The 25,917-nt window shown below is 74.0% G+C and carries 26 protein-coding genes, 2 tRNA genes and 1 other RNA gene; 10 read left to right on the top strand and 19 right to left on the bottom strand.

The window, feature by feature from the left end:
• The first annotated feature begins 6 nt into the window (after window positions 1–6).
• Together JHAT_RS29375 and JHAT_RS29370 are read left to right on the top strand one after the other, a co-directional pair.
• A complete protein-coding gene (locus JHAT_RS29375; RefSeq protein ID WP_077801315.1) occupies window positions 7–1,422 on the top strand; it encodes a bifunctional glycosyltransferase family 2/GtrA family protein in 1,416 nt (471 codons plus the stop codon).
• A complete protein-coding gene (locus JHAT_RS29370; protein WP_077801314.1) occupies window positions 1,419–3,575 on the top strand; it encodes a glycosyltransferase family 39 protein in 2,157 nt (718 codons plus the stop codon). The genes JHAT_RS29375 and JHAT_RS29370 overlap by 4 nt, the downstream gene beginning before the upstream one ends.
• Before the next feature lie 171 nt (window positions 3,576–3,746).
• Here the strand turns inward: JHAT_RS29370 and JHAT_RS29365 are convergent, their stop codons facing one another.
• The 5 genes from JHAT_RS29365 to JHAT_RS29345 all read right to left on the bottom strand — a co-directional run bounded on the left by JHAT_RS29365 (window position 3,747) and on the right by JHAT_RS29345 (window position 8,501).
• The gene (locus tag JHAT_RS29365; protein WP_077801313.1) at window positions 3,747–4,217 is read right to left on the bottom strand and encodes a PPOX class F420-dependent oxidoreductase; all 471 of its coding nucleotides are present in this window, start codon (window positions 4,215–4,217) and stop codon (window positions 3,747–3,749) included.
• Window positions 4,218–4,226: 9 nt separating this feature from the next.
• Window positions 4,227–4,481: a hypothetical protein gene (locus tag JHAT_RS29360; RefSeq protein WP_077801312.1), complete on the bottom strand. Its 255-nt coding sequence runs from the start codon at window positions 4,479–4,481 to the stop codon at window positions 4,227–4,229.
• Window positions 4,478–5,299, bottom strand: coding sequence for a YceI family protein (locus JHAT_RS29355; protein WP_077801311.1), 822 nt, complete (start codon window positions 5,297–5,299; stop codon window positions 4,478–4,480). The genes JHAT_RS29360 and JHAT_RS29355 overlap by 4 nt, the downstream gene beginning before the upstream one ends.
• A gap of 153 nt (window positions 5,300–5,452) precedes the next feature.
• Entirely contained in the window at window positions 5,453–7,987 is a 2,535-nt protein-coding gene (locus tag JHAT_RS29350) for an MFS transporter (RefSeq protein ID WP_077801310.1), read from the bottom strand.
• Between the two features lie 13 nt (window positions 7,988–8,000).
• Window positions 8,001–8,501 (bottom strand): MarR family winged helix-turn-helix transcriptional regulator, encoded by a 501-nt coding sequence (locus JHAT_RS29345; protein ID WP_077801309.1) that lies wholly within the window; start codon window positions 8,499–8,501, stop codon window positions 8,001–8,003.
• Window positions 8,502–8,706: 205 nt separating this feature from the next.
• Between JHAT_RS29345 and JHAT_RS29340 the strand changes: the two genes are divergently transcribed.
• Window positions 8,707–8,907, top strand: coding sequence for a hypothetical protein (locus JHAT_RS29340; protein WP_171991117.1), 201 nt, complete (start codon window positions 8,707–8,709; stop codon window positions 8,905–8,907).
• Between the two features lie 213 nt (window positions 8,908–9,120).
• Here the strand turns inward: JHAT_RS29340 and JHAT_RS29335 are convergent, their stop codons facing one another.
• The 8 genes from JHAT_RS29335 to JHAT_RS34790 form a co-directional block, all read right to left on the bottom strand.
• Window positions 9,121–10,047, bottom strand: coding sequence for an RNA polymerase sigma factor SigF (locus tag JHAT_RS29335; protein ID WP_077801307.1), 927 nt, complete (start codon window positions 10,045–10,047; stop codon window positions 9,121–9,123).
• A 291-nt stretch (window positions 10,048–10,338) separates the two neighbouring features.
• On the bottom strand, window positions 10,339–11,250 hold the full coding sequence (locus tag JHAT_RS29330; RefSeq protein WP_171991116.1) for an RNA polymerase sigma factor SigF: 912 nt from the start codon (window positions 11,248–11,250) through the stop codon (window positions 10,339–10,341).
• 142 nt (window positions 11,251–11,392) lie between these two features.
• On the bottom strand, window positions 11,393–11,686 hold the full coding sequence (locus JHAT_RS29325; RefSeq protein WP_077801306.1) for a Dabb family protein: 294 nt from the start codon (window positions 11,684–11,686) through the stop codon (window positions 11,393–11,395).
• Complete coding sequence (locus JHAT_RS29320; protein ID WP_077801305.1) at window positions 11,686–11,862, bottom strand: hypothetical protein; 177 nt, start codon at window positions 11,860–11,862, stop codon at window positions 11,686–11,688. Before JHAT_RS29320 ends, JHAT_RS29325 begins: the two co-directional genes overlap by 1 nt.
• 234 nt (window positions 11,863–12,096) lie before the next feature.
• Window positions 12,097–12,181: transfer RNA gene (locus JHAT_RS29315), tRNA-Ser, on the bottom strand.
• 67 nt (window positions 12,182–12,248) lie between these two features.
• Window positions 12,249–12,683, bottom strand: coding sequence for a tRNA adenosine(34) deaminase TadA (gene tadA, locus JHAT_RS29310; RefSeq protein ID WP_077801321.1), 435 nt, complete (start codon window positions 12,681–12,683; stop codon window positions 12,249–12,251).
• 95 nt (window positions 12,684–12,778) lie between these two features.
• The gene (locus tag JHAT_RS29305; RefSeq protein WP_077801304.1) at window positions 12,779–13,324 is read right to left on the bottom strand and encodes a hypothetical protein; all 546 of its coding nucleotides are present in this window, start codon (window positions 13,322–13,324) and stop codon (window positions 12,779–12,781) included.
• A gap of 320 nt (window positions 13,325–13,644) precedes the next feature.
• The gene (locus JHAT_RS34790; RefSeq protein ID WP_077801303.1) at window positions 13,645–13,863 is read right to left on the bottom strand and encodes a hypothetical protein; all 219 of its coding nucleotides are present in this window, start codon (window positions 13,861–13,863) and stop codon (window positions 13,645–13,647) included.
• Between the two features lie 139 nt (window positions 13,864–14,002).
• Here JHAT_RS34790 and upp point away from each other — a divergent pair, with 139 nt between their 5' ends.
• Window positions 14,003–14,638, top strand: coding sequence for a uracil phosphoribosyltransferase (gene upp, locus JHAT_RS29295; protein WP_077801302.1), 636 nt, complete (start codon window positions 14,003–14,005; stop codon window positions 14,636–14,638).
• 27 nt (window positions 14,639–14,665) lie between these two features.
• Here upp and JHAT_RS29290 read toward each other — a convergent pair whose 3' ends face one another.
• The 4 genes from JHAT_RS29290 to JHAT_RS29275 all read right to left on the bottom strand — a co-directional run bounded on the left by JHAT_RS29290 (window position 14,666) and on the right by JHAT_RS29275 (window position 17,766).
• A complete protein-coding gene (locus JHAT_RS29290) occupies window positions 14,666–15,286 on the bottom strand; it encodes a LytR C-terminal domain-containing protein (protein ID WP_077801301.1) in 621 nt (206 codons plus the stop codon).
• Window positions 15,287–15,445: 159 nt separating this feature from the next.
• Window positions 15,446–15,742, bottom strand: coding sequence for a type II toxin-antitoxin system VapB family antitoxin (locus JHAT_RS29285; protein WP_003999914.1), 297 nt, complete (start codon window positions 15,740–15,742; stop codon window positions 15,446–15,448).
• 192 nt (window positions 15,743–15,934) lie between these two features.
• Window positions 15,935–16,612: an HdeD family acid-resistance protein gene (locus JHAT_RS29280; protein ID WP_077801300.1), complete on the bottom strand. Its 678-nt coding sequence runs from the start codon at window positions 16,610–16,612 to the stop codon at window positions 15,935–15,937.
• A 431-nt stretch (window positions 16,613–17,043) separates the two neighbouring features.
• A complete protein-coding gene (locus JHAT_RS29275) occupies window positions 17,044–17,766 on the bottom strand; it encodes a siderophore-interacting protein (protein WP_077801299.1) in 723 nt (240 codons plus the stop codon).
• Window positions 17,767–17,848: 82 nt separating this feature from the next.
• Between JHAT_RS29275 and JHAT_RS29270 the strand changes: the two genes are divergently transcribed.
• The 3 genes from JHAT_RS29270 to JHAT_RS29260 all read left to right on the top strand — a co-directional run bounded on the left by JHAT_RS29270 (window position 17,849) and on the right by JHAT_RS29260 (window position 22,452).
• A complete protein-coding gene (locus JHAT_RS29270; protein ID WP_077801298.1) occupies window positions 17,849–19,918 on the top strand; it encodes a penicillin acylase family protein in 2,070 nt (689 codons plus the stop codon).
• A complete protein-coding gene (locus JHAT_RS29265) occupies window positions 19,911–20,519 on the top strand; it encodes a GNAT family N-acetyltransferase (RefSeq protein ID WP_077801297.1) in 609 nt (202 codons plus the stop codon). The genes JHAT_RS29270 and JHAT_RS29265 overlap by 8 nt, the downstream gene beginning before the upstream one ends.
• 154 nt (window positions 20,520–20,673) lie before the next feature.
• Window positions 20,674–22,452: a copper resistance CopC/CopD family protein gene (locus tag JHAT_RS29260; RefSeq protein WP_077801296.1), complete on the top strand. Its 1,779-nt coding sequence runs from the start codon at window positions 20,674–20,676 to the stop codon at window positions 22,450–22,452.
• A 73-nt stretch (window positions 22,453–22,525) separates the two neighbouring features.
• On the opposite strand, the gene JHAT_RS29255 is transcribed toward JHAT_RS29260, so the two are convergent.
• Window positions 22,526–23,392, bottom strand: coding sequence for a LysR family transcriptional regulator (locus tag JHAT_RS29255; protein WP_077801295.1), 867 nt, complete (start codon window positions 23,390–23,392; stop codon window positions 22,526–22,528).
• A 182-nt stretch (window positions 23,393–23,574) separates the two neighbouring features.
• Between JHAT_RS29255 and JHAT_RS29250 the strand changes: the two genes are divergently transcribed.
• Window positions 23,575–24,174 (top strand): short chain dehydrogenase, encoded by a 600-nt coding sequence (locus JHAT_RS29250; protein WP_077801294.1) that lies wholly within the window; start codon window positions 23,575–23,577, stop codon window positions 24,172–24,174.
• A 138-nt stretch (window positions 24,175–24,312) separates the two neighbouring features.
• Here the strand turns inward: JHAT_RS29250 and JHAT_RS29245 are convergent.
• Window positions 24,313–24,400 (bottom strand) — tRNA-Ser (locus JHAT_RS29245).
• A gap of 73 nt (window positions 24,401–24,473) precedes the next feature.
• Here JHAT_RS29245 and ffs point away from each other — a divergent pair.
• Window positions 24,474–24,570: signal recognition particle sRNA small type (gene ffs, locus JHAT_RS29240), an RNA gene on the top strand.
• A gap of 47 nt (window positions 24,571–24,617) precedes the next feature.
• Window positions 24,618–25,917: DNA polymerase III subunit gamma and tau (locus JHAT_RS29235; protein ID WP_143660534.1), on the top strand; the 1,300-nt coding region annotated here is incomplete at its 3' end.

The raw sequence follows: 25,917 nt of genomic DNA, 5'->3' as shown, positions 1-25,917 counted from the left end.
GGTCCCATGCGAACCGACTCTTCCCCCGGTTCCCTGCCGGCGCGGGAGCACCTCCCGGCCGCGGGAGCCGGTACGCCTGTCCTGGACGTGGTGATCCCCGTCCACAACGAGGAGAAGGACCTGGGGCCGTGCGTCCTGAGACTGCACGAGCACCTCACCCGCACCTTCCCGTACGCGTTCCGCATCACGGTCGCGGACAACGCCTCCACGGACGCCACCCCGCACGTGGCGGCGCGGCTGGCGGCGGAGTTCGACGAGGTCAGGTCCTCCCGGCTGGAGCAGAAGGGCCGAGGCCGGGCCCTGCACACCGTCTGGTCGGCCTCCGACGCCCCGGTCCTCGCCTACATGGACGTCGACCTGTCCACCGACCTGAACGCGCTGCTGCCGCTGGTCGCCCCGCTGATCTCCGGTCACTCCGACCTGGCGATCGGCTCCCGGCTCGCCCGCAGCTCCCGGGTCGTGCGCGGCGCCAAGCGGGAGTTCGTCTCCCGCACCTACAACCTCATCCTGCGCGGCTCCCTCCAGGCCCGCTTCTCCGACGCCCAGTGCGGCTTCAAGGCGATCCGCCGGGACGTCGCCCGGGTGCTGCTGCCGCTGGTCGAGGACACCGGCTGGTTCTTCGACACCGAGCTGCTGGTGCTCGCCGAGCGGGCCGGGCTGCGCATCCACGAGGTGCCGGTCGACTGGATCGACGACCCGGACTCCACCGTGCACATCGTGAAGACGGCCACCGACGACCTCAAGGGCGTGTGGCGGGTCGGCAAGGCCCTGGCCACCGGTTCGCTGCCCCTGGACCGGCTGGCCCGGCCGTTCGGCGACGACCCGCGCGACCGGGACATCGAGGACGTACCGCAGGGCCTGGCCCGGCAGCTCGTCGGCTTCTGCGTCGTCGGGGTCCTGTCCACCCTCTTCTACCTGGTGCTCTACAGCGGCTTCCGCGTCCTCGCCGGATCCCAGCTCGCCAACGCGCTCGCCCTGCTGGTCTCCGCGGTCGCCAACACCGCCGCCAACCGGCGGCTGACCTTCGGGGTGCGCGGCCGGGGCGGCGCGGTGCGCCACCAGGCGCAGGGGCTGGTCGTCTTCGGCATCGGCCTGGCTCTCACCAGCGGTTCGCTCGCCGCCCTGAGCGCGGCGACGGCCGACCCGGCCCACTCCACGGAGCTGGCCGTGCTGATCGCCGCCAACCTCGCCGCCACCGTGCTGCGCTTCCTGCTCTTCCGCGCCTGGGTGTTCCCGGACGCGCCGCCCGCCCGGGGGACGCGGCAGGACCCGCGGCCGCACGGACCGATGCCGTACACCACGCCCCCCTGCCCGACGACCCCGTTCCGCGCCGGTGACGTCGCGGAACACAGCCGGGGCGACGCCACCGTGCGACCGACGCCGGTACGCCCCGCCGACACCGACCCGAGGGACGGACGATGACGACGCACCACGACCGGACGACGTACGAGGGGGATGCGCGTCCCGCCGACAGCGGCGCCCCGCCCCCGGCACAGCCTCCCCGGCCACCCGCACGGGCCCTGCCGCGCGGACTGTGGCGGGGACGCCCCGAGGACCCGAGCTGGGTGCGCCCGGCCTTCCTCGGCCTGCTGCTGGTCACCGCGCTGCTCTACCTCTACGACCTGAGCGCCTCCGGTTACGCCAACTCCTTCTACTCGGCGGCCGTGCAGGCGGGCAGCCGGTCCTGGAAGGCGTTCTTCTTCGGCTCGCTCGACGCCGGCAACGCCATCACCGTCGACAAGCCCCCGGCCGCGCTGTGGCCGATGGCGCTGGCGGTGCGGGTCTTCGGGCTGAGTTCCTGGTCGATCCTCGTCCCCGAGGTGCTCATGGGCGTCGCGACGGTCGCCGTCGTGTACGCGGCCGTGCGCCGCCGCTCCGGCCCGGCCGCCGGCCTGATCGCGGGCGGGGTGCTGGCGCTCACGCCCGTCGCCGCGCTGATGTTCCGGTTCAACAACCCGGACGCGCTGCTGGCGCTGCTGATGTCCGTCGCCTGCTACCTCGTCGTGCGCGCGCTGGAGGACGGCCGGACGAAGTGGCTGGTGTGGGCCGGCGTCGCGATCGGCTTCGCGTTCCTGGCGAAGACCCTCCAGGCCTTCCTGATCCTGCCCGCGCTCGCCCTGGTCCACGGCGTCTGCGCCCCGGTCGCGCTGAAGAAGCGGCTGGGCCAGCTGGCGCTGGCGGCGGCCGTGATCGTCGTCTCCGGCGGCTGGTGGGTCGCGGTCGTCGAGCTGTGGCCGGCGTCGTCGCGGCCGTACATCGGCGGTTCGCAGAACAACAGCTTCCTGGAGCTGACCTTCGGCTACAACGGCCTGGGCCGGCTGAACGGCGAGGAGACCGGCAGCGTCGGCGGCGGGGGCGGCCCCGGCGGCGGGGCCGGCGGACAGTGGGGCGAGACCGGCTGGGACCGGATGTTCGACGCGGAGATCGGCGGCCAGATCTCCTGGCTGCTGCCGGCGGCCCTGATCCTGCTGGCGGCGGCGCTGGTCGCCCTGCGCCGCAGCGGCCGTACCGACGCGACCCGCGCGTCCCTCCTGGTCTGGGGCGGCTCGCTGCTGATGACCATGGCCGTCTTCAGCTACATGGCGGGCATCTTCCACCAGTACTACACGGTGGCCCTCGCCCCCTACCTGGCGGCCGTGGTCGGCACGGGCGCCGCGACCCTGTGGCAGCGGCGCGAGCGGGTCCCGGCGTCCCTGGCGCTCGCCGTCGCCGTCACGGCGACCGCCGCCTGGGGGTACGTCCTGCTGAACCGCACGCCCGACTACCTGCCGTGGCTGAGGTGGCTGGTCCTCGTCGGCGGGCTGACCGCCGCGCTCGGACTCGTCTTCGCCGGACGGCTGGGGCGGCGGACCGCGCTCGCGGTGGCGGGGCTGGGCGTCGTGGCGGCGCTGGCCGGGCCGACCGCGTACACGCTCAGCACCGTCCGGGAAGGGCACAGCGGCTCCATCGTCACGGCCGGTCCGGCCGGCGCGAGCACGAGGGGCGGTCCGGGCGGTGGCGGCCGGGGCGGCGGCCCCGGGGGCGACGGCTTCCCGGGCGACGGCTTCCCGGGCGGCGGGAACGCGCCGGGGCAGAACCAGCCGGGCACCGGCTTCCCCGGCGGCAGCCGGAACGGCCAGACGCCTCCCGGCGGCCGGACGGCTCCGAACGGCGCCACCGGCGAGGACGGCGGCACGGGAGGCCGGGGCGGCGGCATGGGCGGCCTGCTCAACGGCGCCCGGGTCGACGCCGAGGCCGAGAGGCTGCTGGAGACCGACGCCGACGACTACACGTGGGTCGCCGCCGCGATCGGCTCCCAGAACGCCGCGAGCTACCAGCTCAGCACCGGTGAACCGGTGATGGCGATCGGCGGCTTCAACGGCACGGACCCGTCACCGACACTCGCCCAATTCAAGGAGTACGTGGAGGAGGGAAAGATCCACTACTTCGTCTCCGGCGGCGGCGCGGGAGGCGGCATGGGCGGCGGCTCCGGCAGCTCGTCGCAGATCACCTCCTGGGTCGAGGCCACCTTCGAGGAGGTCACGGCGGGCTCGGCCACCTTCTACGACCTCACGCGGCCGGCCGACGGCAGCTGAGCGGCGGATCCCGGACAGCGACGGGGCCCCGTCCTCGGCCGCGCGGCGGATCCCGGCCCGGGCCCGGACGAGTACTCCCGGTCCTCCACGGGCGCGGTGCCCGGGTCGCCGGACGCCACGGGTGTCCCCGAGGAGTCCGGCGGCGTCGTGGCGGCCCGCGGCGGCGGTCGCTCAGTCGTCCTTCATCAGGCGGGCCGGGAAGCCGCCCGTCGCCACCGGTCCCCACCTCTCGGGCGTCACCCGGATGATCGACTTGCCCTGCTCCACCATGGCCCGCCGGTACTCGTCCCAGTCGGGGTGCTCACCGGCGATGTTGCGGTAGTACTCCACGAGCGGCTCCACGGAGTCGGGTGCGTCGATGACCTCCGCCGTGCCGTCGACCTGGACCCAGGGTCCGTTCCACTCGTCGCTGAGGACGACCAGGCCGACCCGCTCGTCCCGCCGGGCGTTGCGCGTCTTGGCCCGCTCCGGGTAGGTGGAGACCACGATCCGGCCCGAGTCGTCGACCCCGCAGGTCAGCGGTGACGCCTGCGGGCTGCCGTCGGCCCGCCGGGTCAGCAGGATCGCGCGGTGCCGGGGACGTACGAAGTCCAGCAACTCGTCGAGGGAGACGCGGGTGTTGGTCGCGATGTTGGGTGCCATGCCGCCAGCCTAGGACGACGGCGCGCCGCCGGCCCGCAGCGCCTCCGCGGGGTCGTCGTGGACCGGCACGCCGTGGTGCGGGCCGCCGACGCGGTGGACGAGGCCCCGCGCATCGGGCGGCAGCGGTCCCCGGCGGCCGGCGTGCGCACCGCCCCGCACTCCCGCGGCGTCGTCGGCCGGACGGCCGGCCTCCTCGTGGCCCGGGAGCGGATCGACGCCCACCGGGCCGTGGGAACGGCCGCGCCGGACCTCGCGGCGCCTCACGCGGCCGGCAGCGACTCCCCCTGGACGGCCTGGATGTCCAGCTCGACCCTGAGCGTGGTGCCGATGGCGGCGATGCCGGCCTGGAGGACCTGGTTGTAGTTCATGGCGAAGTCCTCGCGCCGCAGTTCCGTGGTCGCGCGGAACGCCGCCCGGGTGCCGCCCCACGGGTCGGCGCCGGTGCCGAGGTAGGCCAGGTCCAGGTCGACCGGGCGGACGACGCCGTGCAGGCCCAGCTCGCCGTGGACGGTCCAGCGGTCGGTGCCGGCCTGGGTCACCCCGGTGGACCGGAAGGTGATCTCCGGGAACCGTTCGACGTCCAGGAAGTCCGCCGAGCGCAGGTGGGTGTCGCGCATGCCGTTGCCGGTGTCGATGGAGGCCGCCTTGATCACCGCCTCCACCCGGGACTTGGTGACGTCGTCCGGTGCGATCTCGACCGTGCCGGCGAAGTCGGTGAAGCGGCCGTGCACGCTGGAGATGCCCAGGTGCTGGGCGACCGCGGCCACGCTGGAGTGCGCCGGGTCGATGGTCCACGGCCCGGGCGGCGGCAGCTCGGTGCCGCCCTGGCGGGCCAGCGTCACGGTGCCGACCTCGGCGCGGCCGCTCGCGGTGACGATGGCGCTGGAGGCGGCGGGCGCGTAGCCGACGGCCGTGACGATGACGGTGTACGCCCCCGGCGCCAGCTGCGTGGTGTCCCGGACGGCGCCCTCGGCGTCCGCCTCGGCGCGCAGCACCTGTGTGCCGGTCATGTCGGTCACCGTGACGACCGCGTGCGACACGGCCCATCCGTCCCGCGTACGGATCCTCGCGGTCAGTCCCATTCCGTTGTCCCCTGTTCTCCCCGGAAGGCGGGCCCGTAGGTCTGTGCGGGCCCGTGAAGTCTCGTGTGTCGGTTGTGTCGGTCAAAAGGGACCGGCCCGTGACGGCGGCGCGCTCCGCTCGGTGCGCGCGGGCCGCCACGGGCCGGGGTCTCGCTACTCGCCGGGGTGGGCGAGCTCGATGTCGTGGTCGTCGACGCCCTGGCCGGCGACCGTGAGGGCCGTCGCCACCGGCGGGTAGCCGGTCGCGATGACGGTGTACTCACCGGCGTCCAGGTCGGTGAAGGCGTACGCCCCGTCCGCGCCGGTGGTGGCCGTGCCGACCACGTTGCCGGCCGCGTCGACCAGGGTCACGCGGGCGTCGGCCAGCGGACCGTGCGGCGCCCGCACGACGCCCTGGACCTCGGCGCCGGCCTGCAGGTCGACCTCGACGCGGGTGACACCGGTACCGCCCACCTCGACGGGGAGGGCGCGCGGCCGGTACCCGGCGGCGTTCACCGCGACGGTCACCGTGCCCGGCACCAGCTCGGCGAGGGCGAACTCGCCCGCCTCACCGGTGGCGGCGGTGGCCAGCAGGTCCCCGCGCACGTCGGTCACGATCACCATCGCGTCCTTGACGGGCTGCCCGCTCTCCGCGGCCCGGACCAGGCCGGTGAGCCCGCTGGTGCCGCTGAGCAGGATGTCGTAGGCGACCGGTTCGTCGTTGACGACGACCGTGGACGCCTGCGGCTGGAAGCCGTCGGCGGAGGCGATCAGGACGTACGACCCCGCGCCCGGCGCGTCGAGGGCGTAGGAGCCGTCGGCCTGGGCGACCGAGCGGCCCAGCTGCCGGCCCGCCAGCGAGATCAGCGTGACGGCGGCCTGCCCGACCGGCGCGGACTCGGCGCCGCGGACGAAGCCGCGGACCGGGATGCCGCCGGAGACGGGTGCGTCGGGGCCGGCCGTCGTGGCGACGGCGGCGAGCCGCTGCGTGGCCGCGGGCTGGACGGCGGTGTCGGCGGCCGGTGCGGTGGCGACCGCGGCGGCCGGGACCGGCTCGGCGACCCGGGTGGCCTCGGCCGGGGCCGGGGCCGCCGGGGAGGCGGTCTCGGCGGCGGCCTCCGCCGCCTGGGCCAGGGCGCCGGTGGTGCGCAGCGGGACCTCCTTGATGAACAGGGTCACCAGGAAGGCGAGCAGGGCGATCGGCGCGACGTACAGGAAGATGTCGGCGATGCCGTGCCCGTAGGCGCTCTCGAGCCAGGCGCGGATGCCCGGGGGCAGCAGGTCCATGTCGGGGATCGCGCCGCTGCCGGAGGACTTCGCGGCCGCCGCCTGCTCCTGCGGGCTGAGCGAGCCGATGGTGTCCGAGGCGTAGTGGCTGATCCGGGTGGACATCACGGAACCGAGCACCGAGACGCCGACCGCACCGCCGAGGGAGCGGAAGAAGGTCACCGTGGAGGACGCGGCACCCAGGTCGCCCGGGGCCACCTGGTTCTGCGTGCAGAGCACCAGGTTCTGCATCATCATGCCGACGCCGAGGCCCATCAGCGCCATGAAGATCGCGATGCGCCAGTACGGGGTGTCGTACCGCATGGTGCCCAGCAGGCCGAGGCCCGCCGTCAGCAGCACGCCGCCGGCCAGCAGCCAGCCCTTCCACTTGCCGGTCTTGGTGATGATCTGACCGGAGACGGTCGACGACACGAACAGGCCGCCGATCATCGGGATCGTCATGACGCCCGACATGGTCGGGGACTTGTCCCGGGCCAGCTGGAAGTACTGGCTGAAGTAGACGGTGCCCGCGAACATCGCGATGCCGACGAACAGCGAGGCGATCGACGCCAGGGTGATGGTGCGGTTCCGGAACAGGCGCAGCGGGATGATCGGCTCGCTGGCCCTGGTCTCGACGAAGCAGAAGACCAGCGTCAGGACGATCGCGCCGCCGACCATGACGCCCGTCTGCCAGGACATCCAGGAGTACTTGTCGTCGGCGAAGGTGACCCAGACCAGCAGCAGGCAGACGGCCGCGGTGACGAAGAAGGCACCGGCCCAGTCGACCTTGACCTTGCGCTTGAGCACCGGCAGGTGCAGCGTCTTCTGGAGCACGACCAGCGCGATGACCGCGAAGGGCACACCGACGTAGAGGCACCAGCGCCAGCCGAGCCAGCTGGTGTCGGTGATGACACCGCCGAGCAGCGGGCCGCCGACGGTGGCGACGGCGAAGGTCGCACCGAGGTAGCCGGAGTACCGGCCGCGCTCACGCGGGGAGATCATCGCGGCCATGATGATCTGGGCCAGGGCGGACAGACCGCCGGCGCCCAGACCCTGGATGACGCGCGCGCCGATCAGCATCGCCGGGTTCTGCGCCAGACCGGCCACGACGGAGCCGAGGACGTAGACGCACAGGGCTATCTGGACCAGGGCCTTCTTGCTGAACAGGTCCGCGAGCTTGCCCCACAGGGGGGTGGAGGCGGTCATCGCCAGCAGCGAGGCGGTGACGACCCACGTGTAGGCGCTCTGGCCGCCACCGAGGTCACTGATGATCTCGGGCAGGGCGTTGGTGACGATGGTGGAGGACAGGATGGCGGCGAACATGCCGAGCAGCAGCCCGGACAGCGCCTCCATGATCTGCCGGTGCGTCATCGGAGCGTCTCCCGAGGAGCCTCCCCCGTGCTTGGCATGAGCCCGCACACCGGCTGGTGTGGTCGTTGCCATGGACTTCCTTTGCTTACGTGGTGACTGCGGGTGTACGGGTGGTCTGTTCGACCGCGGGTGGTACGGCGGGCCGGCCCGCGGGGGACCGGCAGTCGTCGAAGCTCGCCCTGAGCCTGGCCATGAGCCGGGTGAGCTGGCCGACCTCCTCGTCGGGCCAGTCGCTCAGGCGGTGGGCCAGCAGCTGGGTCGTCCGTTCGGACAGGTCGTCCAGCTGGGCCTGGCCCTCGGGTGTCAGGTGCAGGATGCGCGAGCGCTTGTCCGCCGGGTCCGGGGAACGTTCGATCCAGCCCCGCTCGGCGATGTGGGCGACATGGCGGCTGGTCACCGACATGTCCACGGCGAGCAGCTCCGCGAGCTTGCTCATGCGCATGTCGCCATGGCGGCCCAGCAGCGTCAGTACGGCGGCCGATCCGCCGGGGCAGTCGGCCGGCAGGATCCGGCCCAGTTCCCGTTTCACGGCGCCGAAGGCGCTGAACTGGCGGATCAGCTCCTCGTACTGCGCCCTGTCGGCCATGCGCACCTCCCGCATTCGTTGCTTAGGGCAACCATACGAGCGGTTGGTTGCTACAGGCAAATAAAGACGGGGTGAGGCTCATAAAAAGTTGGCAAAGGCAAGTATTGCGATAGTAAACGCCCAGGTGAGAGAGCTGGCCTGGGACGACGGGTCTCCGGAGCCCCGCACTTGGGCCCTTCCCGCGGATTCGCTAGTGTCTCGGCCCATGGCTAACAACCAGGGCCCCCAGGGCAATTACGACCCCGCAGGCAGCACCCAGATGTTCCGCGCGTTCGTCGACGAGGGCGCCCCCCAGGCCCGGCAGGCGGACCCCGTCGCCTCCTCCGGCCCCCGCATCGGCTTGATCGTCGGCATCGTGGCCGCCGTGGTGGTCGTCGCGGCCGTGGCCTGGCTGGCGCTGAAGTAGAGAAGCCGAACGGGAACGGACGACCCGTACGCGAAGCGACCGCCGCGGCCCCCGGGGGGACCGCGGCGGTCGCCTTGCCGGTCGCGGGGTGTCGTCGGCCGCGGGTGCGCCGGGGCCGGTCGCGCCCTCCGGGCGCGCTGCCGGCTGTCCGCGCAGCGCAGCGCCGCACCGCTCCGTTCCGGCCCGCTCGCCGCGGACGGCGGCGGGTCGGGCTCAGTCCGAGATGAGGCCCTCGCGCAGCTGCGCCAGGGTGCGGGTGAGCAGCCGGGAGACGTGCATCTGCGAGATGCCGACCTCCTCGCCGATCTGCGACTGGGTCATGTTGGCGAAGAAGCGCAGCATGATGATCCGCCGCTCCCGCGGCGGCAGCTTGGCCAGCAGCGGCTTGAGGGACTCGCGGTACTCCACGCCCTCCAGCGCCGTGTCCTCGTAGCCGAGCCGGTCCGCCAGCGAGCCCTCGCCGCCGTCGTCCTCCGGGGCGGGGGAGTCAAGCGAGGAGGCGGTGTAGGCGTTGCCGACCGCGAGGCCGTCGACGACGTCCTCCTCGGACACGCCCAGCACGGCGGCCAGCTCGCCGACCGTCGGGGAGCGGTCCAGCTTCTGGGAGAGCTCGTCGCTGGCCTTGGTCAGCGCCAGGCGCAGCTCCTGGAGGCGGCGCGGGACGCGCACGGACCACGAGGTGTCCCGGAAGAACCGCTTGATCTCGCCCACGACCGTCGGCATCGCGAAGGTCGGGAACTCCACGCCCCGCTCGCAGTCGAAGCGGTCGATCGCCTTGATCAGGCCGATCGTGCCGACCTGGACGATGTCCTCCATCGGCTCGTTGCGGGAGCGGAAGCGCGCGGCGGCGTAGCGCACCAGCGGGAGGTTGAGCTCGATCAGGGTGTCCCGGACGTACGCGCGCTCCGGGCTGTCCTCGTCGAGGGCGGCGAGCCGCAGGAACAGGGAGCGGGACAGGGTGCGGGTGTCGATGGTCGTCGAGGCCGCCAGGGCGGGGGCTTCGGCTGCCGGCAGGGCCTGAGCCGGCACGGCGTCGAGGTTCGGGACGTCATCGATGGAGCCGAGCGCCTGGAGCGCGTCGGGCGCGGTCTCGCTCTCCGCGAGCGCGAGCACCTTCGAGCTGCCCTGGTCTGCGGACATGCCACCCCCTTTGGGTCGCGGGACGGTCGCGGCGCGCTCCCACGGCGGGAACGCAGCCTTCACCTGAATACCGGCGCCGAAGCCCCGGCAAACGCGCTTCCGGCAGAATGTCACATGTCGGCAACGCGCTGTAGTGACATGTCGACATGCGAGACGCGAAAACCCCCTGGAAACAGGGGGTCTGACGGACTGTCGGACGGAATTCGCCCACAACGGCCCCGGTGGGCGATTCGCCCGCAGGGGTGATCGATCGGTCATGCTTTCGCGTGGGTGCCGGGTGGTGCCTTCAGGTCATGTGTCGATCCGGTTGGCGGATCTCAGCCGCTGGAAACTGCGCGCCAGGAGCCGCGACACGTGCATCTGGGAGACACCGAGTTCCGCGCTGATCTGCGACTGGGTGAGGTTGCTGTAGTAGCGCAGCAGCAGGATGCGCTGCTCGCGCTCCGGGAGCTGGACGAGCAGGTGGCGGACGAGGTCGCGGTGCTCGACGCCGTCCAGCGCGGGGTCCTCGTAGCCGAGCCGGTCGAGCAGCCCGGGCAGTCCGTCGCCCTCCTGCGCGGCCTCCAGCGAGGTGGCGTGGTACGAACGTCCCGCCTCGATGCAGGAGAGCACCTCGTCCTCGCCGATGCGCAGCCGCTCGGCGATCTCGGCGGTGGTCGGGGAGCGGCCGAAGGCGGTCGTCAGGTCCTCGGTCGCGCTGTTGACCTGCACCCACAGTTCGTGCAGCCGGCGCGGTACGTGCACGGTGCGCACGTTGTCGCGGAAGTAGCGCTTGATCTCGCCGACCACCGTGGGCATGGCGAAGGTCGGGAACTGCACGCCGCGGTCCGGGTCGAAGCGGTCGATGGCGTTGATGAGCCCGATGGTGCCGACCTGGACCACGTCCTCCATCGGCTCGTTGCGGGAGCGGAAGCGCGCGGCGGCGTAGCGGACCAGCGGGAGGTTGGCCTCGATGAGCGCCGCGCGCACGCGGTCGTGCTCCGGCGTGCCCGGCTCGAGTCCCTTGAGCTGCCCGAAGAGCACCTGGGTCAGGGCCCGGGTGTCGGCGCCCCGGCTGCGCTGCGGAGCGGCGTGCCCCGCCGGCGCCTCCGTGGGCTGTGCGGGGGGTGCGGGCGGTGCCTGAGGCGCAGTACTGGCCGGCACGGTCAACTCCACCTCGTGATCCGTCAACTCATCGGTCAACTCTCCGTCAAAAGCGGTCATAGCATCACAAGACATGTGCGCGGTGGCAAGCACCCCATAACGCCGTGTTGAAGGGCATTCGGGACACGTGCGGTGGGGTGGCCCCCATACGCGGAGCAGCCCCCCGACGGAAACGTCGGGGGGCTGCTCCGCGCGCGGGGCCTCAGAACTCGTAGTCGGCGATCACCCAGGTGGCGAACTCCCGCCACAGCGCGACGCCCGCCTGGTGCGCCGGGTGCTCCAGGTAGCGCTCCAGGGCGTCGGCGTCGTCCACGGCGGAGTTGATGGCGAAGTCGTAGGCGATGGGGCGGTCGCTGATGTTCCAGGCGCACTCCCAGAAGCGCAGCTCCTCGATCCGGCCGCCGAGGGAGCGGAAGGCCTCGACGCCCTCCACGACGCGCGGATCGTCACGCTCGACGCCCTCGTTCAGCTTGAACAGCACCAGGTGACGGATCATCACTTTCCTCCGTTGGCGGCCCAGGTCATGAAGTCACCCACCGCTCCCGCGGCGTCGGATATGCCCTGGAACCCGATCTGGACGTAGTCGGCGGCCTTGGCCGGGTCCGTGATGATCACGTACAGCACGAAGACCACGAGCACGTAGACGGCGATCTTCTTCGCGTTCACCGCCACCGCGGCCTCCCCCTGGGACTTCCTCGGACTCTGCGCTACCGGCGGTGAGTGTATCCGTCCGCTCCCGTGTGCGATCAATGCCTCGTCCGGGCGTCCGGCCCGCTCCACGCCCTGGCCGATCGGCGTGCTCGCGACGGCGCGGGCGCCTCCACCGGCCCGCGGCCGACCGGGACGGGAACGGCGGCGGAGATGCGCGAAGGGTCCGGCTCGATGAGCCGGACCCTTCGTCTTCTGCGGTAGCGGAGGGATTTGAACCCTCGGTGACTTGCGCCACACTCGCTTTCGAGGCGAGCTCCTTCGGCCGCTCGGACACGCTACCGAGAGAGACCTTACAGCACGGTGCGGCGTGGTTCGAAATCGATGTCCGGCGGCCTCGCCGACGCGGGTCAGCGGCCGCGGAAGAAGTCGGTGAGCAACAGGGCGCACTCCTCGGCGAGCACGCCCTCGATCACCTCGGGCCGGTGGTTGAGCCGCCGGTCGCGGACGACGTCCCACAGGGAGCCGGCCGCCCCCGCCTTGTCGTCGCGGGCGCCGTAGACGACGCGGTCCACCCGGGACTGCACGAGGGCGCCCGCGCACATCGTGCACGGCTCCAGGGTGACGACGAGCGTGCAGCCGGTCAGCCGCCACCGGTCGCCGAGCCGCGCGGCGGCCCGCCGGATCGCCAGCACCTCCGCGTGGGCGGTCGGGTCACCGGTGGCCTCGCGTTCGTTGTGCCCGGACGCCAGCACGGTGCTGCCGTCCGGGGCCAGCACGACGGCGCCGACCGGGACGTCCCCGCCCCGGGCGGCGTGCCCGGCCTCGGCCAGGGCGAGCCGCATCGCGGGCCGCCACCGGTCGCGCACCGGGTCCGGCGCGACCGGGTCCTGGTCCGGGCCCGGCGGCACCTGCCCCGGGCCCTCGTCGGTCGGTGCGGTCAGCGGACCGTCTCCAGCACCTCGGAGGCGCCCAGCGCCTCGGCGATCTCACCGACCGCGTCCCCGGACAACGAGCGCAGCTCCTTCTCGCTCACGCCGAGGTCGTCGAGGATCTCGGCGTCGCCGACCGGGCCGTGCGGCACGGAGGACTCGCCGGAGCCCGTGTCCGCGTCGCCGCCGTCGGCATCGTCGTCGTCACCGGACTCACCGTCCTCCGTGCCGTCGAGGTCGAGGGCGTCGAGGTCGGGGGTGTCGTCACCGGGATCCCGGCCGAGCAGCTCGTCGGTGAGCAGGATCTCCCCGTAGCTGCTGCGGGCGGCCGCGGCGGCGTCCGAGACGTAGATGCGTGGATCCTCCTCGCCGTCCACGCGGACGACTCCGAACCACGCGTCCTCCTGCTCGATCAGCACGAGCACCGTGTCCTCGTCGGGAGAGGCTTCCCGGGCCAGGTCGGCCAGATCCGACAGGGTCTCCACATCGTCGAGCTCCGTGTCGCTCGCTTCCCACCCGTCTTCGGTGCGCGCGAGCAGTGCGGCGAAGTACACCGTGACTCTCCCACTGGTCATAGGCGTGCCGGTTGGGGGTCCCCCCGGCGGAGGCTGTGGGCGGGGCATGGGGTCCTGCGCTCCCCACCCACTCGGAATCGTGGCAGAAACAAGGCCCTCGGGGGACGTCTTCGGCGCCCTGTGTCCCGCCGTTTTGATCGCGAGTCCGTACGTACGTGTCCGAGCCGGACCCGACGGCGCGGTCCTCGCCGTCACTCGCGGATCGTACGCGGCTTTTCCCCGCGGCGGTGCACCCCGTTCCCATGCCGTCGGCGCGGCGCGCGATCTTCCCCCGACGGGCTCTGGAACGGATCCGCGCGCTACCAGCGGAACGTGCGCATGCGCATCGCGTGGCGCAGCCGGGCGGTCCTGGCGCGGCGCGGCTGGACGCGGTCCCGCAGCTCCCGGGCCTCCGCGAGGTCGCGCAGGAACTGGGCCCGGCGCCGACGGCGTTCGGACGCCGCCTCCGGTCCCGTCCTCTGCCGTGTCCCCGGCTCCTCGCTCGGGGACGACGTGTCGTGCGTGTCCCGGTCAGGCACAGTCTCACCACCCAGCGTCCGTCCCTCCCACCTTCCCCCGGTCGGACGGTTTGACGCCAGGGAGGGGGCGGAGCGTCCGCCGCGGGCCCGCCCGGCCGCGGCGGCGTCGGTGCCGCCGGGCCCGGTTACTGTGGTGGGCATGCGTCTCCACGTCGTCGACCACCCCCTGGTCGCCCACAAGCTCACCACGCTGCGCGACCAGCGCACCGACTCCGCGACCTTCCGCCGTCTCGCCGACGAGCTGGTCACCCTGCTCGCCTACGAGGCCACGCGCGACGTGCGCACCGAACAGGTCGGCATCCAGACGCCGGTCACCCGGACCACCGGCGTCAAGCTCTCCCACCCGCGCCCGCTGGTGGTGCCGATCCTGCGCGCCGGTCTCGGCATGCTCGACGGCATGGTCCGGCTGCTGCCGACCGCCGAGGTGGGCTTCCTCGGCATGGTGCGCAACGAGGAGACGCTGCAGGCCTCCACCTACGCCACCCGCATGCCGGACGACCTCTCCGGGCGCCAGGTCTACGTCCTGGACCCGATGCTGGCCACCGGCGGCACGCTGGTCGCCGCCATCCGTGAGCTGATCGAGCGCGGCGCCGACGACGTCACGGCCGTGGTGCTGCTGGCGGCCCCCGAGGGCGTCGAGGTGATGGAGCGCGAGCTGGCCGGCACCCCGGTGACGGTCGTGACGGCCTCGGTCGACGAACGCCTCAACGACCAGGGCTACATCGTGCCGGGCCTCGGCGACGCGGGCGACCGGATGTACGGAGCGGCCGAGTAGCCGCTCGCGGCGCGTCCGTACGGCTGCTCAGCAGTCCTTCTTCTTCGCGGCGGGCGTCGGCTGCGGCGCGGTCAGCCGGACCAGCGCCGCGTCGGCGTCCGCCTGCTTCGCCAGTCCCTTGAAGCCGTCGCCGATGATCAGGTCCACGGTGGCCCCCTTGCGGGCCGCGTCGGTGCGGCGCTCGGCGGCCGGGAGCTGGGTGCCGAGCACGGGCAGCGAGCCCTTCAGGGCCGCGGTGGGGCCGAGCAGCACGCCCGAGCCGGCGACCTTCTTGTCGAACTCCGCGGGCGCGTTGCCCACGTCGCCGATGCGGAAGCCGCGCTTCTTCAGCTCGTCGGCCGTCTGCTGGGCGAGGCCCTTGCGGGTCGTCGCGTTCAGCACGTTGACGGTGACCTGCGCCGGTTTCGGCACGGCCACGGCGGCGGGCGACGCGCTCGCGCGGGCCGGGGCGACCCGGCAGTCCGCCGCGGCACCGGCCGCGGACGCCGCGCCGCCGCCGGTGAAGACGTCGATGAGCTGCAGCGTGCCCCAGCCGAGGGCCCCGAGGACGGCGGCGCAGGCGACGCCGGCCAGCGCGAGCCTGCCGCGTCGCCGGGCCGGTCGCATCCGCGGGTACTTGTCCCCCGTGATCTTGTACTGGCCGCCCATGCCAGGGGGAGTCAGCATGCTCATGGGCGCAGCGTAGTGCGCCGGAGCGGCGATGCCTATTAGATGATCAGTCGGTGATCCGTGGTTCGGTGCAATGTCACCCGAAAGGGCCAAGCCACGGCATCGCGGGGCCGGCGCGGAGGGCGCCGCGGGGCCCGGTCAGTCGAGTTCGAGGACGCGCGCGTGGAGCACCTGGCGCTGCTGCAGCGCCGCGCGGACCGCGCGGTGGAGACCGTCTTCCAGGTACAGGTCGCCCTGCCACTTCACGACGTGTGCGAAGAGGTCGCCGTAGAACGTGGAGTCCTCGGCGAGGAGGGTCTCCAGGTCCAGTTGGCCCTTGGTCGTCACGAGCTGATCGAGGCGGACCGGGCGCGGCGCGACGTCCGCCCACTGCCGGGTGCTCTCCCGGCCGTGGTCGGGGTACGGCCGGCCGTTTCCGATGCGCTTGAAGATCACACGGAAAGCCTACCGGCCCGGGCGTCGCGGGCGCAGCCATGGCGGCGCAGTGCGGCGCCGGAAAAGACGCCGTAAACGAGGGCAAACGGGAAGAGGGCGAAGGGGGGCGGCCGTGCGGACGTCCCGCCCGGGTGCGGTGACCGCGTGCTCCCCGGGCCACGACCGCTCGCCCGGCGCGGGCGCGCGCGCCCTTCACACGGTGTGCGGGACCCGGCGGGCCCTGCGGCGGATGCCCAGGGACGTCACGATCTCGACCACGCCGACGACGACGAGCCACCAGCCGCCGAGCACCGTGAGGACGGTGACCGACTCGACCGGCGAGTCGATCAGGACGATGCCGGCGATCACGGTGACGATCCCGAGGAGGACGTGCCAGCCGCGCGCGGGCATCGCAGGGTCGTGGGCGGCGGCCATGATCTGGGTGATGCCGCGGAACAGCCAGCCGATGCCGATCCACAGCGCGAGCAGCAGGACCGACCGGAGCGGGCCGCGGAAGCAGAACAGGCCCAGCAGGATCGACACGGTCCCGCTGACGAACGCGAGGACCCGCAGCGAGGTCCTGCTGTGCGTGCCGAACGCGGCCGCGAGCTGCAGGACGCCGCTGACGAGGAGGTAGAGGCCGAACAGCACGCCGGCGGCCCGCAGGGACGCGCCCGGCCGGACCAGGACCAGCACGCCGAGCACCAGTGAGGCGATCCCGGTGAGCAGGACCGTCCGCCAGGCGGTGCGGGACAGCAGGTGCAGGGGGCCTTCGAAGGGCGGCTCGGGCTCGTGTCCGCCGGGGGACCCGGTGCGCACGCCGTGCCGGGCGTGCACCCCGCGGTCGTCGTACGGCGGATTCCCGGAGGGGCCGCTCGGTGGCTCGGTCATGGTCCATGCTGGGAACGGCCGTGACGCTCCCGCCACCCGGAGCGGTCCGGTGGGCTGACCTCGCGGGCGGTCCGTTCCGCTGCTCCGGGGCGGCACAGCCACCGGACGCGGCCCGCCACGGGGCCGGGGCGGCGGTGCACGGCGGGCTTCCCGGACGGCGGGGCCGCGAACGCCGCCGGGACGTACGCGGCGATGTGGTGGCGTCCGGGCCTTCGCCGTCCATGCGGCCCTCCGCGCCCATGCGGTCTTCCAGGCCAGGCGCCGGGCGACGGTCGGCGGGCCCTTGGCCGCCCGCTCCGGGGACGTGCCGTTCCGACGGCATGTCGGCCGGCGCCGGCGCGGTCGGCGGGCCGCGGCCCGGAAGGCGTCGGCCTCGGGGTCCCGGGCGAGGCGGGGAGCGGCGTCCGTGCCCGGGGACCGCGTGCGCGGGCTCAGGTCGCGCGCCAGTACCCCAGCGCGTTCACCCGCTGCCTGGGCACGCCCAGGTCCTTGCGGACGTGGGTGGCCAGGGCCCGGGTCGTCGTCGTGTCGCAGGCGATCCAGACGTACGGCTCGGTGGTGTCGCGGAGCAGCCCGGGCAGTGCCTCCCTCACCTCGGCGACCAGACGGGCGCCCCCGTCGCGCCGCGGGACCGGGCGGACCTCGTGCCGGGCCGGGTCGGTGCGCAGGGGCAGGCCGGCGGTCTCGCCCTCGAACCAGACGGTCGCCGGGACCGTGCCCAGCGCGTCGAGGAGCGAGTTGAGGGCCGGCAGGGACGCCGGGTCGGCCACGGCGAACAGGCGCGAGGGCGCCGGGTCGGGGCGCTGGAAGCCGGTGCCCTGGACCGTCGCCTCGATGGTGTCGCCGGGCTTCGCGGCCCGCGCCCAGTCGCTGGCGCACCCCTCGTGCAGGGCGAACTCCAGGCCGAAGGTGCCGGTCGCCGGGTCCGGGTCGACCAGCGTGTACGCCCGCTGGTGCGGCTTGCCCGCGTTGTCGAACCAGAGCCGCACCCACATCGTGGGGTGGACGCCGGTCGCCGCCAGCAGGCCGCCGTCGGACAGGCGCAGCCGGCGGAAGTCCGGGGTGACGTCCTCGGCCTCCGTCACGGTGAGCTCGAAGTCCTTCGCACGCATCAGCCTGAGGACCGCGCCCTCCCAGCCCCGCCCCTGCCCCATCGGTCGTTCACCTTTCACGTACGATGCCGCCACGACGTAAGACTTAGGTGAGCCTAACCTAAAGGGAAGTGGGGGCGCAGGGGTGAGTGCCGAGATCTACCGCGACGCCTGGGGGATTCCCCACCTGCGCGCGGACAGCGCGGACGGACTCGCCCGCGCCCAGGGCCGCGTGACCGCCCGCGACCGGGCCTGGCAGCTGGAGGTCGAGCGGCACCGCGCCCAGGGCACCTCGGCGGCCTTCCTCGGCGCGGAGGCCCTGCCCTGGGACCGGTTCGCCCGCCGGGCCCTGCTGGCCGACACCGCCCGCCGCTGCTTCACGGCCCTGGAGGAACGGGACCCGGAGACGGCCGCCTGGGTCCGGGCGTACACCGACGGCGTCAACGAGTCCCTCGCCCGGGACACCCCCGCCCCCGAGTTCGCGCGCACCGGCCTCGCGCCCGGCCGCTGGGAGCCCTGGACCCCGCTCGCCGTCTGGCTCTCCACCCACGTCCTCTTCGCCGGTTTCCCCGCCAAGCTCTGGCGCGAGCACATCGCCGGACACCTCGGCCCGGACGCCGTCGCCCTGTTCGCCACCGACGGACCCGGCACCGCCGGCAGCAACGGCTGGCTGGTGAGCGGCGAGCGGACCGTGACCGGGCACGCGGTCATCGCCGGCGACCCGCACCGCTACATCGAGGACCCCGGCGTCTACCAGCAGATCCACCTGTCCTGCCCGGAGTTCGACGTCGTCGGCCTCGCCGTGCCCGGCGTCCCCGGCATCGCCCACTTCGGCCACACCGGCACCGTCGCCTGGGCCATCACCAACGCCATGGCCGACTACCAGGACCTGTACCGCGAACGGCTGCGCCGCACCGGCGCCGGCGTCGAGGCGCTGGGCCCCGACGGCCGCTGGCACCGGGCCGCCCGGCACACCGAGTTGATCCGGGTCGCGGGGGAGGAGCCCGTGGAGGTCGAGGTCGTCGAGACCGGCCGGGGCCCGGTGATCGCCGGCGGACCCGAGGGCCTGGACGACGGCACCCCCCTCGCCCTGAGCCTGCGTCACCCGCCGCGCGTCACCGCCGACCTGGGCTTCTCCGCCCTGCTGCCGCTGCTGCGGGCCCGCCGGACCGCCGACGTGGACCGCGCCCTGGACACGTGGGTGGAACCGGTCAACGTCGTGCAGGCGGCCGACACCGAGGGCGGGCTGCTGCACCGGGTCGCGGGCCGGGTGCCGGTGCGGGCCGCCGCCAACGGCCTGGGCCCGGTGCCCGCCTGGGAACCCGGCCACGAGTGGCGGGGCTGGCACGGGACGCCCCGCGCGGGCCTCACCGACGGCGTCGCCGTGATGGCCAACCAGCGCGGCCCGGCCGCCCCCCTCGGCGTCGAGTTCGCCCCGCCGCACCGCGCCGAGCGCATCGCCGCCCTGCTCGCCGCCGAGGACCGCTGGTCGGCCGCCGACATGGCCGCGATCCACACCGACACCCACCTCGCCTCCGCCGGACCGCTCCTCGACCGCCTGGCGGCCCTCGACGACCTGACCCCCGCGGCCGGCGCCCTGCGCGACCGCCTCCTCGCCTGGGACCGCCGCATGGACGCCGACAGCACCGGCGCGGCGGCCTACGCGGCCGTGCGCGGCGCGGTCGTACGGCGCCTGGCGGCACACCCGGCCTTCGCCGCGGCCGCCGTCCCGCCCGCGTACCCCGAGGTGTTCCTGCCGTGGCTCGCGCTCGTCCCGCGCGTCGCCTACGCCCTCGAACACCTGCTGCGCGCCGAGGAGCTGTACGGCATCGACCGCGCCGGGGCCGTCCGCGCGGCCCTGGAGGAGGTGGCCGCGCGAGGGCCCTCGGGCACCTGGGGCGACACCCACCGCCTCGCCCCCTGGCGTGCGTTGCCGGACGCCGTCCGGGAGGAACCCGGCCTGTCCGGCGACCACGACTGCGTGCTGTGCACCTCCGCCGTCCCCGGTCTCACCGACCGCGCCGCGCGCGGCCCCGCCGCCCGGTACGTCTGGGACCTGGCCGACCGGCGGAACAGCCGCTGGGTGGTCCCCCACGGCGCCTCGGGCGTCCCCGGCTCGCCCCACCACCGCGACCAGCTGCCCCTGTGGCTCGCCGGGGAACTCGTCCCGGTGGTCACCGACTTCGACCGGCTCGCGAAGGAGACCGATGTCTGACCCGTACCTCTCCCGGACCCCCGTCCACGAGCAGGCGCTCGACGGTTTCGGCACCGTCCGGGTCCTGCCCCTCGACCCCGCGGCGGACGCCGGGGTGATCCACCGCTGGGTGAGCGAGGAGCGGGCCGCCTTCTGGGGCATGAACGGCCTCACCCGGGACCAGGTCGCCGCGGTCTACGCCCACATGGCCGGCCTCGACACCCACCACGCCTTCCTGGTGGTCGAGGACGGCGAGCCCGTCGCGCTGTTCCAGACCTACGAGCCCGAGGCCGACCGGGTGAGCGAGTGCTACGCCGTCGAACCCGGTGACATCGGCGTCCACCTGCTGCTCGCCCCCGCCGGGACGGGCGGCGCGCGGTCCGGCTGGACCGCCGCGCTGACGGGGGCCCTCGTCGCGTACGTCCTGCTGGGCCTGGACCGCAGGCGGATCGTGGTCGACCCGGACGTGCGCAACGACAAGGCGATCGCCCGCTTCCTCCGGCAGGGCTTCACCGCCGGACCCCGGGTGGTCCTGCCGGAGATCGACCTGCCGGACGTGTACCTGCCCGAGAAGGAGGCCCAGCTCGCCTTCCTGCGGCGGGAGACGGTCTTCCCCGGCTGACCGCGCCGAGCCCCGGTCCGGCCGATCGGTCCCCGGTCCGGCCGATCGGTCCCCGGTCCGGTTGAGCGGGACGGCGTCCGCGTCCGTACGTATCCCCGTGGTGTGCGGCGGCGGTGAGCGCAGGGGGACGGGACGGCGGGCGGTCCGGGGGACGGTGCTGTCGGTCGCCGTGTTGGTCCTGCTCGTCCTCGGCGGCGCGGGACCGGCGTCCGCCCACGCCGCCCTGCGCTCCACCGATCCCGGTGAGGGCACCGTCCTGCAGCGGGCCCCCCGCGCCGTCACCCTGGCCTTCACCGAGTCCGTCGGCCTGCGCGACGACTCCTTCCGCGTCCTCGGCCCCGACGGCCGCCGCCTGCACACCGGGGACGCCGGGCACGCGGACGGCCGCTCCGACACGGTCCGCCTCACCCTGCCGGACACGCTCGGCGAGGGCACCTACACCGTGGCCTGGCGGGTGGTGTCGGCCGACAGCCACCCCGTCTCCGGCGCCTTTACCTTCTCCGTCGGCAGGCCCTCCACCACGGTCGCCGAGGTGGACACCGGCCCCACCGAGGACCCGCTGACCGGCGTCCTGCACCAGGCGGCCCGCTACCTGTCCCACCTGGCCGTGGTCCTGCTCGTCGGCACGGCGGCCTTCGTGCCCCTGTGCCGCCCGCCGGATCCCGCCCGGCTGCGCCGTCTCCTGGTGACGGGCTGGTGGACCCTGCTGGCGGCCACGGCCGCCCTGCTGGTGCTGCGCGCCCCGTACGAGGCGGGGACCGGTCCGGCGACGGCCCTGGACGTCGCGGCCCTCGGCGACACCCTGACGGGCCGGCCCGGGGCGCTGCTGCTGACCCGGCTGGCGCTGCTCCCGCCGGCCGCGTTCCTCCTCGCCCGGGCGTCCGGCCGCGAGCGCACCCCCCTGGTCACCGCCACCGGTGCCGCCCTGGCCGTCGGACTGGCCCTGACCTGGGCCGCCGCGGAGCACGCCGTCACCGGCCCCCAGGTGCCCCTGGCGGTGGTGTCGTCCGTGCTCCACCTGCTGGCCACGGCCGTCTGGCTCGGCGGCCTCGTGGCCCTGTTCACCACCCTGCGCGGTTCTCCGGACACCGGCACGGTCGCCCGCTTCTCCCGCACCGCCCTCGTCTGCGTGACCGTCCTGGTCGTCACCGGCGTTTACCAGTCCTGGCGCGGCCTCGGCTCCTGGCCGGCGCTCACCGGGACGACGTACGGCCGGCTGCTGCTCGCCAAGCTGGCCACGGTGTCCGTGCTGCTGGCGGCGGCCGCGGTCTCGCGGCGGTGGACGGCCGCACCGGTGACGGTCCGGGCCCCCGCGCCGGACGGGGGACGGGTCCGGTCTCCCGTGGCGGTGGGCGCCCCGCCCACGCCCCCGCCCCGCCCGCCGGCCGGGACGGCGCCCACCGGGGACGAGCCCACCGGGGACGAGCACGCCGGTACGGACGCCGCCCGCCGCCGGGCCCTGCGCCGGTCCGTCCTGGCCGAGGCCGTCGTCGCGGCCGTCGTCCTCGCGCTCACGACCCTCCTCACCAGCACCCCGCCGGGCCGGGCGGCGGCCGAGGCGGCACGGTCCGCACCGGCGGGCGGGGTGCTGCCCGCGTCCGTCACCACGATCCCCTTCGACGCGGGCGCCTCCGGCGGCCGGGGCACGGTCCAGATCACCCTGGACCCCGGCCGCACCGGAGACAACGCGGTGCAGGCCGTCGTCTTCGGCCCCGACGGCAGCCTGGCCGCCGTTCCGGAACTGCGCCTCTCCTTCACCCTCCCCGACCGGGGGATCGGTCCGATCACCGCCGGACTCGTCGACCGGGGCGGCTACTGGAGCACCAACTCCCTCACCCTCCCCCTCCCGGGCACCTGGACCATGAAGGCGACGGTCCGCGTGACGGAGCTGGACCAGGTGAGCGAGTCGAGGCGGATCCGGATCCTTCCCTGAACGGCGGATCCGGATCCTTCCCCGGACAGGGGGCGGTCAGGGGGGCGGACAGGAGGCGCGGGCGGAGCGGAACTCAGGCGCTCACCACCTCCCGGACCGCCGCGAGGAACTCCTCCGTCCGCGGATGCGTGGGGTGCGCCGGACGGGCGAGGTAGACCGTGGCCGCGGGCGCGTCGGTGACCGGGACGAAGCGGACGCCCGGATGGCCGTGGCTCTCCGCCGTGCCCGCCGCACCGAGACCGAACGCGCCGCCGGCGGCGACGAGGTTCAGCCACTCGTCCACGTTGCCCACCTCGACCGTCCTGTCCGGGCGCTGCTCCGGGGGCCACAGATCCGGCGAGGCGGTGCCCGTGCCGGGCCACAGGGCCAGTGGGAGGCCCGGGCGGGCGGTGAGCTCGGACAGCAGCACCCCCGCCCGGTCCGCGAGCGGGTGGTCGTCGGGCAGGGCGGCGATCCGGTCCTCCGTGTAGAGGGCCTCGGTGCGGATGCGCGGATCGTCGGGGACGGTCCGGAGCACCGCCACGTCGGTGTCGCCGGTGGCCAGGCCCGCCGTGCTGTTGTCCCGCCGGACCACGTCGAGCGGGACCTCGGGGTGGGCGCGGCGCCAGGAGCGGAGCAGGGGCACGGTCTGCTGCCCCAGGACCGCGCAGGTGTAGCCGACGCGCAGGGGGCGGCAGACCTCACGCGTGTCGGCGAGGGCCGCGTCCAGGTGGGCGAGGATCGCCCGGCCGTGTCCGAGCAGGGTCGTCCCCGCCGGGGTGAGGGCCAGGTGGCGGGAGGAACGGTCCACCAGCCGCACCCCCACCCGCGCCTCCAGTTGTGCCAGCGTCCGGGAGAGGGCCGGCTGCGTCACGTGCAGCCGGGACGCCGCCGCCGTGACGGTGCCCGCGGCGGCCACCGCGTCCAGGGCCCTGAGGTGGCGCAGCTCCACGTCGTCCATGCCTGCCGAGCATAGACGCTGCCCAGACGGCATTTCCGGGTTCGCGGAACGCTCCGTAGCGTCGAAGACGCCGGACGGCCGGGCGGCCGGGCGGGCTTCGCCGGTCGTCGGCGTCGTTCTTTCTGTCTTTCTGTTCTTGTTTCGCTTTCGGCCCGGCTTCGGCGGGCCGGGGACGGTGGGTCATGAGGATTCTTCTGGTCGGTGCGGGCGGCACGCTCGGCGGCGCGGTGCGCAAGGCGCTCACGGAACGCGGGCACGAGGTGATCGGCGTGGGCCGCTCGGGCGGCGACCTGGTGGCCGACGTCACCGAACCCGGGGCGGTGGCCCGGCTGTACGCCGAGGCGGGCGCGCTGGACGCGGTGGCCGTCGCGGCGGGCGACGCCGTGTTCAAGCCGCTGGGCGAGCTGACCGCCGACGACGTCGCGGCGACGTTCCGGGGCAAGACGCTGAGCCAGGTGGAGCTGGTCCGCCAGGGCGCCCGGCACGTCGCCCCGAACGGCTCGTTCACCCTCGTCAGCGGGATCCTCGCCGAGGAACCGATCGCGGCGGGGGCGGCGGCGTCCGCGGCGAACGGCGCGGTGGAGGCCTTCGTGCGCGCCGCCGCGATCGAACTCCCGCCCCAGCGGATCAACGCGGTGAGCCCGACGGTGGCCGAGGAGTCCCTCCCCTCGTACGGCCCCTTCTTCCCCGGCATGGAGGCGGTCCCGGCGGCCAGGGTGGCCACGGCGTACGTCCGCTCGATCGAGGGCGCGCAGACGGGGCAGGTCTACCGGGTCCGGTAGCTCCCGGGCGGCCCCCGCGTGCCGTGCGACTGCGTGACGTACGACATGCACAGCCGCGATCCCCGGGGAAAGAGGACGGCAACGTCGAAGGGCCCCCTGTTTCCAGGGGGCCCTTCGACATCGTGCCCGGTGAGGCACTGGCGGAGGATACGAGATTCGAACTCGTGAGGGGTTGCCCCCAACACGCTTTCCAAGCGTGCGCCCTAGGCCTCTAGGCGAATCCTCCGCGGCAAACATTACATGACGCTGGAGAGTGCTTGCGAACTCGTTCTCGGCCCCCCGGATCGGGTAACGTGTGGCACAGCCCCTCACGCGGCGCTATCTGACTGAACTCCCCCAGGGCCGGAAGGCAGCAAGGGTAGGTCGGCTCTGGCGGGTGCGTGGGGGGCGTTTGCTTTCTGCGGGCGGTCCGGTTGTCAGCGGGCGCCTATAACCTCGTATGCGTGTCGTCTCTCGCGCTCTACCGCCGTTACCGCCCGGAGTCCTTCACCGAGGTCATCGGGCAGGGGCATGTCACCGACCCGCTGCAGCAGGCGCTGCGGAACAACCGGGTCAACCACGCGTACCTGTTCAGCGGTCCGCGCGGATGCGGCAAGACGACGAGCGCGCGCATCCTGGCCCGCTGCCTGAACTGCGAGCAGGGCCCCACGCCGACCCCGTGCGGCGAGTGCCAGTCCTGCCGCGACCTGGCGCGGAACGGGCCGGGTTCGATCGACGTCATCGAGATCGACGCCGCCTCGCACGGTGGTGTGGACGACGCCCGCGACCTGCGCGAGAAGGCCTTCTTCGGGCCCGCCCACAGCCGGTACAAGATCTACATCATCGACGAGGCCCACATGGTCTCCCCGCAGGGCTTCAACGCTCTGCTGAAGGTCGTCGAGGAGCCCCCGGAGCACCTGAAGTTCATCTTCGCGACCACCGAGCCCGAGAAGGTCATCGGGACCATCCGGTCGCGGACCCACCACTACCCGTTCCGGCTCGTGCCGCCCGGCACCCTGCGCGACTACCTCGCCGAGGTGTGCGCGAAGGAGGACATCCCCGTCGAGGACGGCGTGCTGCCGCTGGTGGTGCGGGCGGGCGCCGGCTCCGTGCGTGACTCCATGTCCGTCATGGACCAGCTGCTCGCGGGCGCCGGACCGGACGGTGTGACGTACGACATGACGACCGCCCTCCTCGGCTACACCGACGGCTCGCTGCTCGACTCCGTCGTCGAGGCGTTCGCCTCGGGAGAGGGCTCGGCCGCCTTCGAGGTCGTCGACCGGGTGATCGAGGGCGGCAACGACCCGCGGCGCTTCGTCACCGACCTGCTGGAGCGGCTCCGCGACCTCCTCATCCTCGCCGCCGTGCCCGACGCCGCGGAGAAGGGGCTCATCGACGCCCCCGCCGACGTCCTCAAGCGGATGCAGGCCCAGGCGCGGTCGTTCGGCACGGCCGAGCTGAGCCGCGCCGCCGACCTCGTCAACGAGGGCCTCACCGAGATGCGCGGCGCCCACTCGCCCCGCCTCCAGCTGGAGCTGATCTGCGCGCGCGTGCTGCTGCCCGCCGCGTACGGCGACGAGCGGTCGGTGATGGCCCGGCTGGACCGGATCGAGCGCGGGGTGCGGTTCTCGGCGGGGGCGGGAGCGCCCGCCATGGGATACGTGCCCGGTCCCGAGGCCCACTCCGGTGCCGCCGGCGCCGGGGGTCCCGCGGCCGCCGCGCCGGTCCCGCCGGGCGGCGGTCCGGCCGCGGCCCGGGCGGCGG

The sequence above is a fragment of the Streptomyces sp. JHA26 genome, assembly GCF_002005565.1.
Classification (GTDB): domain Bacteria; phylum Actinomycetota; class Actinomycetes; order Streptomycetales; family Streptomycetaceae; genus Streptomyces.
This window is presented reverse-complemented; position numbering and strand designations above follow the sequence as displayed.